This is a genomic window from Mucilaginibacter inviolabilis, assembly GCF_011089895.1.
Classification (GTDB): Bacteria; Bacteroidota; Bacteroidia; order Sphingobacteriales; family Sphingobacteriaceae; genus Mucilaginibacter; species Mucilaginibacter inviolabilis.
Window position 1 is genome coordinate 472316 of sequence record NZ_JAANAT010000004.1, and the last position, 12019, is coordinate 484334.

Annotated in this window: 7 protein-coding genes; 4 read left to right on the forward strand and 3 right to left on the reverse strand. The window is 44.3% G+C overall.

All coding sequences use genetic code 11. The features are described from left to right. Nucleotides 1–27 precede the first annotated feature (27 nt). The gene (locus tag G7092_RS25600) at nucleotides 28–1647 is read right to left on the reverse strand and encodes a serine hydrolase domain-containing protein (RefSeq protein WP_166094079.1); all 1620 of its coding nucleotides are present in this window, start codon (nucleotides 1645–1647) and stop codon (nucleotides 28–30) included. A 127-nt stretch (nucleotides 1648–1774) separates the two neighbouring features. Further along, nucleotides 1775–3364: an ABC-F family ATP-binding cassette domain-containing protein gene (locus G7092_RS25605; protein ID WP_166094081.1), complete on the reverse strand. Its 1590-nt coding sequence runs from the start codon at nucleotides 3362–3364 to the stop codon at nucleotides 1775–1777. A 209-nt stretch (nucleotides 3365–3573) separates the two neighbouring features. Between G7092_RS25605 and G7092_RS25610 the strand changes: the two genes are divergently transcribed. Together G7092_RS25610 and G7092_RS25615 are read left to right on the forward strand one after the other, a co-directional pair. After that, nucleotides 3574–4284, forward strand: a complete 711-nt coding sequence (locus G7092_RS25610; protein WP_166094083.1) for an aspartyl/asparaginyl beta-hydroxylase domain-containing protein — start codon at nucleotides 3574–3576, stop codon at nucleotides 4282–4284. 6 nt (nucleotides 4285–4290) lie between these two features. Further along, nucleotides 4291–5265 (forward strand): sulfotransferase, encoded by a 975-nt coding sequence (locus G7092_RS25615; RefSeq protein ID WP_166094086.1) that lies wholly within the window; start codon nucleotides 4291–4293, stop codon nucleotides 5263–5265. 6 nt (nucleotides 5266–5271) lie between these two features. Here G7092_RS25615 and mgtE read toward each other — a convergent pair whose 3' ends face one another. Then, nucleotides 5272–6648, reverse strand: a complete 1377-nt coding sequence (gene mgtE, locus G7092_RS25620) for a magnesium transporter (protein WP_166094088.1) — start codon at nucleotides 6646–6648, stop codon at nucleotides 5272–5274. Nucleotides 6649–6860: 212 nt separating this feature from the next. Between mgtE and G7092_RS25625 the strand changes: the two genes are divergently transcribed. Together G7092_RS25625 and G7092_RS25630 are read left to right on the forward strand one after the other, a co-directional pair. Further along, nucleotides 6861–9581: a GH116 family glycosyl hydrolase gene (locus tag G7092_RS25625; RefSeq protein ID WP_166094091.1), complete on the forward strand. Its 2721-nt coding sequence runs from the start codon at nucleotides 6861–6863 to the stop codon at nucleotides 9579–9581. A gap of 87 nt (nucleotides 9582–9668) precedes the next feature. Further along, nucleotides 9669–11969 carry a glycoside hydrolase family 20 protein gene (locus G7092_RS25630; RefSeq protein ID WP_166094093.1) on the forward strand — a complete coding sequence of 767 codons (2301 nt, stop codon included), beginning with the start codon at nucleotides 9669–9671 and terminating at the stop codon, nucleotides 11967–11969. Nucleotides 11970–12019: the final 50 nt, after the last annotated feature.

Consider the following 12019-nt stretch of genomic DNA (forward strand, 5'->3'; position numbering starts at 1 on the left):
TTTAAGAGATAGAATAGAACAGTCAACTTATGGTGTTTTAACAAACGTTACATTTCTGGCACGGCTAACAGATATTTTAAATCCAGTGATTTTATCGCTGGCATCCCTGGTAAAAAATATATCCGCACCTCCTTCGGCGCTTTTGAAACCATCATAATAAGTTGGGTTAATGGGTTCATCGTTTACCGGGTCGATATGGAGGGTAAGTTTGCCGTTTTTAATAACAACTATATACTTGCTTTCTGTTTCTGATGAATAATATACACCAGTATAGGTTTTAAGATAAGCTTCGCCGCTGGCGGCTGCTTTTACTTTTTTGTAAAAGGTAGTATCCTTTGTTTTTGAGATGTGGGTAAAACCTTTATCGTTAAATATCGCCTGCTCTCCGTTAACACTAAAAGAACTACGCCCAATAGGTTGGAATTTAAAGCGTGCAGTGCATAATGTGTCATTTTTCAGCATCAATTGCATACCACTGCCGGTTTTAGGATTTTGATACCAGCCTGTAAATGCCTTTAACTTATCGGGTGAAATGGGGTAGGTTTTAGCCTGTGTTGTTTTTGGTGATGAGTGTTTTTCATTATCCGGGACTAAAAGACTCTCTACCCGTCGAACCAAACTAAAGTCGGCATTGGAAACATTGCTTAAAAAAGCAACCGACAAATGTAGTTGAGGGTAATGAAACAGCAATGACCGGTAACCCGCCGTTGCCCCATCATGAACAATATAATCCCATCCGCGATTTTTTTGTATAAATAGGCCCATCCCATAGGCGTTTTCCACCCCATTGTTAAGATGATCAATCGCTATTTGCTGCGATAGCAAAGAAGGGTTGCCAAATTTGCCTCCCCAATAATATTCGTTCCATTTTAACAGATCTTCGGCAGTGGTCAACAAGCCACCATTACCATAGGCATATTCATTGGGCATATCTATTTGGTAGCCTGTATCCAGCTTGTCATAAGCAATGGCCCGGTTTAAAACAATTCGTTTAAAATCGTCGCGCCACTGGGTATGTGTCATCCCGGCGGGTTCAAAAATATATTTACGGGTAAACTCGGCCAGCTCCATGCCTGTGATGCGCTTAACAATAAGTGCCTGCAGATTAAAGTTTGAATTGCTGTAAATAAACTCATCACCGGGTTTATTATTCAGGTTTTTTTGACGCGATACAATATACAATACATCATCATTGCTGTACGTTTTGGTCGACCGTGGCCAGCCGGCAATAGCCATAACAGAGCCCCAATCGCGCAATCCGCTGGTATGATGAAGCAGGTTGCTTATCCTGATCATCGAGCCATAATCGGGTATTTCGGGCAGATATTTGCGGATATCATCGTTAAGTGAAAGCTTGCCCTGTTGCGCCAGTAGTAAGATGGCTGCGGCTGTAAATTGTTTAGACACCGATCCCGCTTCTGTTACAGATGTTGTGGTTAAGGGAACCTGGTGTTCCAGGTCGGCCATGCCCCATGCTTTGGAATATATGACCACTCCATTCCTGCTGATAGCCAGTTCGTACCCCGGATTTTGAGGCTGACAAGCACTGAATATTTTATCGATTTGCGCGAGGGTGTCCTGTAAGGTTTGAGCATGAGTTAAGAAGGAAACCAATACAAAAGCGATAAGAATTAGGACCTTTTTCATAGATGATGATGAGTGATGCATAAAGGTATAGAATATTAAAACTTATTTATAGACGCACCATCATCAAATAGGTGACAAGCACGAAAAAGAATATAAAAACAGTTGAAGATTACAGCATTTAATATATTTAACTCAATTCAATAGCGCGTTCCACGTTTACCTCTTTTAAAAAATATTCATCGTGGGATATGATCAAAAGTGTGCCTTTGTACTCGTTGATAGCATTGGTTAATATCTCGATATTTTGAATATCCAGGTTGTTGGTGGGTTCGTCCAGTATCATAATGTCTGGTGCCCGGTTGCTGATAGTTAAGGAACAAAGCATCAGACGCATTTTTTCGCCGCCGCTTAAAGCCCGGCAGGGTTTATCCCAATATTCCCTGGTAAATAAAAAACGGTTCAGACGGATCTTAATGTCGTGCTCCTGCAATGCCCCCGAATTAAATTGCTGTGCCTGTTCATAAACACTGAGGGCATTATTGATAATAGAGTAATCCTGGTCGATATAAATAGTCTTCACTGTTGCCCTGTCAAGCGTGCCTGATGTAGCATGCAAGTCACCCAGCATCATTCTGACCAATGTTGTTTTCCCAGATCCATTAGCCCCTTTGATTACCAATCGCTCACCACTTGTGACCTGAAATGTTAAAGGCAGTTTCCAAAGCAGCTCATCATCATAGCCAAAATTAATACCCCTGGCATTGATCAATGTTTTCCCGGTGTGCAGCGTGGAGTTATCAAAATCCATTTTCATTTTATCAATCCCGGGCAGCTCTTTCCGTAACTGGCTTAGCTCCTGCGAAATATTACCCACCTTTTCGGCATGAATGCCTTTCATTTTTGAGGTACTGTTTTCGGCGCTGTTCCTCAGTGTGTTCATCATAATGGTTGGCACCCCGGCTTTTTCCTGTTTCTTTTTACCCCGGGCATCCAGCTTTTGTTGTCGCTCTATGGATTCTTTGGCTGTTTCTTTTGCTTTACGGAGCGCTTTTTCTTTGCTTTTTACATCCTGGTTCAGGGCATCGCTTTCTATCATTTTTTGCTCTGCATAAAAATCATAATTGCCACCATAGGTGGTTATGCCACGCTTACTTAGCTCGCACACGGTGTTAAGCAGGTTTAGTAAGGTGCGGTCATGGCTCACTATTACCAAACTATTGGATGTTCTGGTAATGTAATCGTACAGAAGTTTCCGGCCGCTTATATCCAAATGATTGCTTGGTTCATCAAGCAAAACAGTTTCCGGTTGGTGTATGTCTATCCCCGCCAGGAAAACTTTTGTTTTTTGCCCGCCACTGAGTAACTCCATTTTTTGCGTTAGGTCAAAGTCGGCCAATCCCCAGTGTGCGAGTGCCTCATGGCAGCGTTCCTCAATGGTCCAGTCGTCATTCAATAGCTCCATATTCTCCTCGGTTACCCGGCCTTCCAGAATTTCCCTGAGTGCATTCAGTTTAACATCTATCCGGAGGGCCTCGGCTACGCTATGGTCATTAAACTGCCCAAAAAGCTGTGGTACATAATATGGTTTTGGGTCGGCCTTTACCAGTCCGCCAGAAGGTTGCAGTTCTCCGGCTAAAATTTTTAACAGGGTCGATTTTCCGGTGCCGTTATTGCCTACCAGGGCAATTTTTTGGTGATTATTAACGATGAAATCAAGATCTGTAAACAACAGATCCTTATTGGGGTGTATATAAGTAATATCTTGTAAAGTAAGCATAATTTCTTTCCTAAACGGGTGAATAAGTAAAGCAAGCCATTGCGCTGCCTGTGTTTATTTTTGCCTGGAAGAAATTATTTATTACATGGAAGGGATCTGGGTTTTTGTTGCTGCAAAGATAGGAAAAAAATAAAAGACCTTGTCCGCGAAATTTTGCAACTTAGTATAACTTACTTCGTTTAAAAGAAAAACCTAATTAACCTCTTATCATGATCATTCGTTATGCACGCTTGTCTTTACTATTTGATCCCAAGGTTATGCAGGCCGAATTAGCTCTGCCTGGTGACCAATGGCAAGCGCATTTTAATACTTCTTATTACCAAGGCTCCTGGACGGTACTGGCGCTACGGTCGCCGGGAGGAAACCATACCAATATTACCCCCGACCTGATGGCTGATACCAATTTTCGGGATACTTCGTTCATGCAGCATTTTCCTTCGGTAAGCCGGCTCATTTCCGATCTCCATTGCCCGGTGATGGCGGTACGTTTTTTAAAACTGGAGGCCGGTGCAGTGATCAGGCAGCACCGTGACAATGAACTGGCCTTTGAAAAGGGGGAGGCCCGGCTGCATTTTCCCGTTATCACCAATCCGCAGGTAATGTTTTACATCGAAGATGAACGTGTCCTCCTGCAGGAAGGTGAATCCTGGTATATCAATGCCAATTTACCGCACAGAGTATCAAACGAAGGGGCTATCGACCGCATACACCTCGTTATTGATTGTAAGGTAAATGATTGGCTCGCCGGGATCATTAATGGATCGGACAAGATTTCATTCCGGGAAGAGCATAAGAAAAACGAGCTGCCTCAGATCATCAGGGAACTGCGGTTGCAAAACACGGCAGTCTCCAATAAACTGGCAGCCGAGTTGGAACAGCAACCAGGTGATTTTGTAACCGGTAACGATACGGCTATTTAAACGAAGATGGCTGATTTATCGCTAAAAAACTGGATCCCTTATAAATTAGTAAACCGCGAGGGAGAAATACAATGCCACTGGTTAAATACTTTTGACAAGCAATTTGCCGAACCTTTTTTTGACGAAACCATTATTAAGCTCAAAGGCTTGAACAGCGAACACGCGGGTATATCATCTATAAGCGACCTCGCCCTTTTTGAAGAATGGGGCCAGGGATTGGATGTGGTTGAACCATCAGCTTTTATTTTTCACATCTCCCGTTGTGGTTCTACATTGATTTCGCAATTGCTAACCGCATCCGATAAACATATTGTACTTCCTGAAGTTCCGTTTTTTGACGATTTGCTCCGGCTGCCTTATCAGCATAAAGATTTTGATGCCGGTACAAGTTCCCGCTTATTGATGACGGCCATGAAATACTACGGGCAAAAACGCAGGAGCGCAGAGCGGCATTTGTTTGTGAAGACCGATAGCTGGCATATGTTCTTTTATCCTCAATTGCGGCAACTTTATCCTAATATACCTTTTGTGCTGATGTATCGGAACCCCAATGAAGTATTCAGCTCACTTAAAAGAATTCCGGCATTGCAGTCGGTACCAGGTCTCATCGAACCCACGATATTTGGATTTGGCACGGACGATGCAGCACCACAGGCACAGGATATGTACATAGCAAAAGTGCTCGAGAAATATTTACAACAGTACCTTAAAATTATATTAACCGACAATAGATTCCTGCTGCTTAATTACAGCGAGGGGCCTATGCCGATGATCAAAAAGATAGCTGCTTTTTCCGATACTAGGCTAACCCCACAGGATACGGCAGCTATGGATGAGCGCAGCCGTTACCATTCCAAGCAACCCGAAATGGTTTTTACTGAAATAACTGCGGCACCCATACCACCATGCCTACATAAAGCCATGGAATTGTATGATGAATTGGAAGAAAAGAGGTGGACGATGGGGGTTAGCCCCGCGTGAACCGTATTATAACAAAGTCCCCTTTAACATAATAGCCGCAATGCTGAAATAGATCACCAATCCGGTTACATCAACCAATGTAGCTACAAATGGTGCTGAAGACGTGGCCGGATCCAATTTCAATCTCTTAAGGATCATCGGGATCATGGAGCCGCTTAAGGTTCCCCATAATACAATACCGATGAGGGAGAAAAATATAGTGATAGCCATCAACTGCCAATGTTGCCCGTAATTATACCAATGTAAATACTGCCAGAGGGTAATGCGCAAAAAGCCGATGGCACCCAGGATAGTACCCAGGCATAAGCCCGATAATATTTCCCGGCGCATCACATACCACCAATCTTTTACCGATAGTTCTTTTACCGCCATAGCCCTGATGATGAGTGTTGCCGCCTGCGAACCGCTGTTACCGCCACTGGAAATTACCAGGGGAACAAACAAGGCGAGTACTACTGCTTTGGCAATTTCAACCTCAAAATAACCCATGGCGGTGGCTGTTAACATTTCGCTCAGGAACAAAATGATGAGCCACCCCGCCCTTTTTCTGATGAGGGAGAAGATGGGTGTATGCACATATGGATACTCTAAAGATTCCACACCACCAAAACGCTGCATTTCGCGGGTGTTACGCTGCTCGGCCACATCCAACACATCGTCAATGCTCACCAATCCCAATAGCAGGTCGTCGTTATTAACTACGGGCAGCACCGTACGGTCGTACTCTTTAAACTTAGCAATGGCCTCTTCCGTGCTTTCTTCCATGTGCAGCTGTAAACAAACCCCATCCATAATATCGCCGATCAGTTTATTGGGTTCATTCAATACCAAACGCCTCACCGGTATATCATCCAATAATTTACCCTGACCATCTACCACGTAGATCACGTTGGCAATGTCTGTATCGGCATGGTTTTTTCGTAAGTATTCATTGGCCTCGGCAATGGTCATGTCGGCTTTTACGGTGGCAAAATCATTGTTAACCAACCGTGCGATGCTTTGCCGGGGATAACCCAACGTGTCTTGTGTCTCTTTTTTATGATCATCATCCAGAAGCTCCAGGTACTTTGACCGTTCCATCGCATTTAACGAAATAAAAAAGCTGTAGCGGTCGGTAGAGTTCAGTTGGTTCAGGATCCTGGCCGACTCTACCGCCGGTAAACGCTGAATGATTTTTCGTTGCAGGAAATGCGTGATATATGGAAATAAGGTTACTTTTTTCTTATCGGCAAAAGCTTCAAAAGAATTAAAGGCGATATCGGCAGGGAGTGAGTTTAATATTTTGGCCACATCCGTAGGGTGGATCTCGGTGTTGGTTCCTTTGTAAAACAACGATTTCAGATCGCCGCTGATGATTTTATCCTTAATTTCTGTTAAATTCATAGAAGCATGGGTATTAGCTAAACGAATATATCCAGTTATAATTGAATACCCAACCACAAATCATTTTATTGAAATTTAAATATACCCAGATTGCGGCCTACTGATTTTATGATCACGCAAACGTTTGTTTAATAACAATATATGCTGCTGATAATATTGATATTAGAAAAGCCAAATGTGGGTTTGTACAAGACCTGAAAACCTATTGAAATATGCAGAAGAAACCCATTCACCGCAGAGATTTTATTAAAAAAACAAGCCTGCTGACTGCTGGTTTGGCGGCTGTGCAGTTCCCGGCATGGAGCAGGTATGTATTTGCGCCAGGCTATCCACTGCATAATATTCCCGGGCGTAAAAATATCGATTCCAGGTGGATAAAATCACTGTACAATCGCGGTGAAGCAACGGCATATTATAAAAGTAAAAATGAGCTTAAATATATCGGTATGCCCGTTGGTGGTCTTCATGCCGGAACCGTTTATGCGGGTGGCGATGGCCGGCTCTGGCTCTGGCAAATTTATAATGAAACCTTTGAAGGCAGCCATGAAGGGATTGAACCCAAAGCCGTAAAGTGGAACGACGGCACATCGGAACGAACGATAAGGGCAAGGGATGGCTCGGCTTATATAGAACCTGCCATAGCCAATAACCTGCGCATATTGGAGCAGGGCTTTGCTGTAAAAGTAGTTGTAGATGGAAAATCATTTATCAAAGAACTGAATGAGGATCAGTGGGACGAGATCATATTTAAACCGGCATACCCCATAGCCACGGTTGAGTACAAAAGTAAGGACTTCCCGGTTGCTGTTAACTTAAAAATGTACTCCCCCTTTATCCCCCTGGATGCGGAAAATTCGGCTTTGCCTGCTACTATTTTAAGGCTTACCGTAAACAATACTACTGGTAGCCATATTCAGGTTTCGATATTAGGATGGATGGAGAATGGGGCCAATAAACTCTCCGGGAAAGAGGGTACAGGGAAACGTGTTAATCAGGGATCTTCCGTAACACAATCAACCAACATATTTTCGTTTTTTGATGCAGCTAATGGAGCCATAAAAACGGCACCGGATAGCGGGACGGTGTGTTTTACACTGCACCACCGCAATGGCAGGGCCATGGCCAGCATATCACCATGGCCGGTTACGGAACAGCACTTTGAACTGCCTGCTACCCAATCGGCCAGTGTTGATGCGCCCGAAAAACTGGTGGGCGGTATCTCCCTAAAACAGGATCTTGCTCCAGGTAAATCATTCACCGCCGATTATTCCATCAGCTGGCATTTTAATAATCCACACCCAAAACTGAAAGACTTTGTAAAAGACGCGGAGGCAGGCTTTCGTTATGGCGCACGTTTTAAGGACGCGCGTGAGGTGAGCCAATATCTGAATACCAATTTCGAAAAACTGAGTACTGCAACGGAGCTATGGAGCGCAACTTGGAACAATTCCACACTGCCGCATTGGTTCCTGGAGCGTACGTTTGTAAACATAGGTACGCTGGCAACGGCCAATACCTATCGCTTTGCAGATGGTCGCTTCTGGAGCTGGGAAGGGGTGGGTGCCTGCCCGGGCACTTGTACGCATGTATGGCAATACGCCCATTCGGTTGCCCGTATATTCCCGGAGTTGGAAAGGGATCTGCGCCAGCGGGTTGACCTGGGTGTTGGTTTTAAAGAAGATTCCGGGGCCATTCTTTTCCGGGGAGAAGACGAAACCCGCCCGGCTATTGACGGGCAGGCCGGAACCATACTCCGCTTTTACAGGGAGCACCAAATGAGTGCCGACAATACTTTTCTACAAACTAATTGGCCCAAAATAAAAAAAGCCGTACAGTTTATGCTGGCCCAGGATAAGAACGGTGATGGTATGACCGACAGTCCTATGGAAAACACGCTGGATGCCGTTTGGGAAGGGGAGATAGCCTGGATAGTCGGTCTGTGTATTGCCGCTGCCAGCGCCGCTCATGCCATGGCTGTTGAAATGAACGATCAACCTTTTGCAAACGTTTGTGCGCAATATGTAGCTAACGGCAGCAAAAACATGGAAAAGGAATTGTTCAACGGCGAATATTTTATCCATCGTCCCGATGCGGTTAAGGGAAGAAAAGAGCTGGGTTCCTACAATACCTGTCATATCGATCAGGTTTACGGGCAAAGCTGGGCTTTCCAGGTTGGCTTACCACGGATTATCAGCAAGGAAAAATCAACATTGGCGCTAAAAGCTTTGTGGAAATACAATTTTACCACCGATGTAGGGCCCTATATCAAAACGCACACCGGCGGTCGGCCCTATGCCTTAGCGGGAGAAGGCGGGATGATCATGAATACCAACCCGCATAATGAACCCAAACCTTATGGCGAAAATACCACCTGGCAGCTGGGCTATTTTCATGAATGTATGAGCGGGTTTGAACATCAGGTAGCTGCCCATTTGATGGCCGAGGGTATGGTAGATGAAAGTTTAATACTAACCAGGGTTATCCACGATCGTTACCACGCCTCCAAAAGAAACCCTTTTAATGAGATTGAATGCAGCGATCATTATGCCCGTGCCATGGCCAGTTATGGTACCTTCCTTACAGCCTGCGGCTTTGAATATCATGGTCCGAAGGGTTATATCCGGTTTGCGCCCAAATGGAGCAGTGCAGATTTTAAAGCTCCCTTTACCGCCGCTGAAGGCTGGGGCACTTACACCCAAAAGCAAGCAGGGGCAAAGCAGACGCATGCCCTGGAATTGAAATACGGCAAACTCGAACTTAAAGATATCGCCCTGGAAAAGATCGCCGGAGGCAAAATAAGCTCGGTAGCGGTAACGCTGGGTAAAACTCCTGTTTCTGTAAACTTCAAACAGGATGGTAATGCCCTGCTACTTTCTTTTAATAAAAAGATCACCGTTCCCCGGGATCAAACTTTACATATCACTTTTTCCTGATCATCATCAACAGAAATACTAAACAATAGCATGTCCGTACCAAAATTATCACATCTTTCCAAAGCCTTATTACCTGCAATCCTGCTTATGTCAGAGCTTGGCTTGGCTCAAACAAAAAACAAAACAGTCCCGGCCGTACCGGAAGTCCGCGCTATACAACCCGGCGATAAAAAGATAGTTTCGCCACAAAGCCCTGAAGGGTATCATTTGCTATTTAAAGGCAGCGACCGCTCGCCCATCATTGATAGCACGGGTGCAATTATTACTCCATTGGTAGAAAGCAAGGTAAACCTGTATTTTCAACTGATTAGCAATCAAACAGACACGCTTAAATATGATGTTACCAAGCAGGTAACCGTACCCGGGAAATTTGCCGGCAAAGGTATCAATGCTCAGCCCTTTGTTATCCCCGCGCTGCGCGAGTGGCACGGCGGTCAGGGGAATTATGTGTTAACATCTTCCGACCGAATAGTACTGCATACCGCAAACAGAAATGTACTGCAAAAAGTAGCCGCCATTTTAAAACGAGAGATCAAAGAACAAACAGGATTAAGTTTACCCATAGTAACCGGCAAGCCCGAAAAGGGAGATATCTTTTTAACCCTGCAGGAATCGGATAAAAGCATTGGCGAAGAGGGTTATTATTTTAAGGTTGATCAATATGTCACCATCAGCGCGCTTCATTACCAGGGTTTGTTTTGGGGCACACGTACTTTATTGCAATTACTGGAGCATCAAACCAGCATCCCCAAAGGCATCGCCCGTGATTATCCCGAATTTAGAGTGAGGGGTTTTGTACTGGATGATGGGCGTAAGTTTTTTAGTCTGCAATTTTTACGCGACTATGTAAAGTTGATGTCTTACTATAAAATGAACGATTTTCAGATCCATTTGAATGACAATGGCTTCAAAAAATATTTTAACAATAGCTGGGATAGTACTTATTCGGCTTTTCGGTTAGAAAATACAACCTATCCCGGTCTTACCGCCAAAGATGGCTCGTACACCAAAAAGGAATTTATTGAACTACAACAGTTGGCCAACGACTATGCCGTACGCATCATTCCCGAAATAGATGTGCCCGCGCATGCTCTTGCTTTTACCAAAGTAGTGCCTGAAATCGGCAGCAAACTATACGGCATGGATCACCTTGATCTGCACAATCCGCTTACCTATACCGTTATCGAAAATATACTGAAAGAATATATAAGCGGCGATCACCCGGTATTTACAGGTAAAGAGGTCCATATCGGTACCGACGAATACGCCAAAAAAGACGCGGAAGCTTTCCGCGCTTTTACAGATCATTTTATCAAATACGTTCAAGGCTTCGGAAAAAATGTGCGGGTTTGGGGAGCGCTGACACATGCAGCAGGAACCACGCCTGTGACTGTTAAAAACGTTACCATGAATACCTGGTATAATGGTTATGCCAACCCTGTCGATATGAAAAAACTGGGTTATAATCAGATCAGCACGCCCGATGGTTGGCTATACATCGTACCCGCTGCCGGTTATTATTATGATTACCTGGATTATAAAAACATTTACGACAATTGGACACCATCCATGATCGGCGATGTGCGCTTCCCGGCTGGTGACCCCACTATTATCGGTGGCTCCTTTGCCGCATGGAACGATATTGTGGGTAATGGTATCAGCGAAAAAGATGTGAACGATCGTGTATTCCCGGCCATGCAGGTTTTGTCGCAAAAAATGTGGGATGGAAACCATACGGAGAACGCCTACTCCGATTTTGCCGCAGCCAGTAAACATATTGGCGAAGGCCCGGCTGTAAATATCAAGGGTAGGATAAGTAAAACAGATAGCACCTTTGTTACCCATTTTGCATTTGATAAAACCGACCACCGGGTACAGCTTCAGGGAGTTACCTATACCAAAGGCATAAAAGACAACGCCCTGGAATTTACAGACGAAAAAAATTCAGCCACATTGCCTTATCCCGAAATCGGTTATGATTATACGGTTTCCTTTTGGATCAATCCGGCTAACAACCCTGCTGCTGATGTGACATTGTTCAAAGGCCCCAACTCCATAGTGAAATTAAAACAAGGCAACACCGGCAAACTGGGCTTCTCGCGGGATGGTTATAATCTTGATTTTGATTATGCCATTCCCGAAAACGTTTGGACACACGTGGTCATCTCCGGTACCAATAAAGGCACAAGCTTATATATCAATGGTCAACTGCAAAAGAAACTGTACGATAACTGGATCCAGTTTACCGATAAAGAAAAAACAAAGATGCGTAAGGTAGAAACACTATTTTTTCCCTTGCGGGAGATTGGTGGCTTCCACGGAAAAATAGATGAACTGCAAATATGGAACAGGGCACTATCCGACCAGGAAATTGCGAATGAGAAATAATCCTAAACTTTAAAAAGCTAAAAGAATACATGATCAGCATAGAGAAACCG

Bases quoted from the DNA above. Each gene is read 5' to 3' on its own strand.
- G7092_RS25600 (WP_166094079.1), bottom strand. From the start codon at position 1,647: ATGAAAAAGGTCCTAATTCTTATCGCTTTTGTATTGGTTTCCTTCTTA.
- G7092_RS25605 (WP_166094081.1), bottom strand. From the start codon at position 3,364: ATGCTTACTTTACAAGATATTACTTATATACACCCCAATAAGGATCTG.
- G7092_RS25610 (WP_166094083.1), top strand. From the start codon at position 3,574: ATGATCATTCGTTATGCACGCTTGTCTTTACTATTTGATCCCAAGGTT.
- G7092_RS25615 (WP_166094086.1), top strand. From the start codon at position 4,291: ATGGCTGATTTATCGCTAAAAAACTGGATCCCTTATAAATTAGTAAAC.
- mgtE (WP_166094088.1), bottom strand. From the start codon at position 6,648: ATGAATTTAACAGAAATTAAGGATAAAATCATCAGCGGCGATCTGAAA.
- G7092_RS25625 (WP_166094091.1), top strand. From the start codon at position 6,861: ATGCAGAAGAAACCCATTCACCGCAGAGATTTTATTAAAAAAACAAGC.
- G7092_RS25630 (WP_166094093.1), top strand. From the start codon at position 9,669: ATGTCAGAGCTTGGCTTGGCTCAAACAAAAAACAAAACAGTCCCGGCC.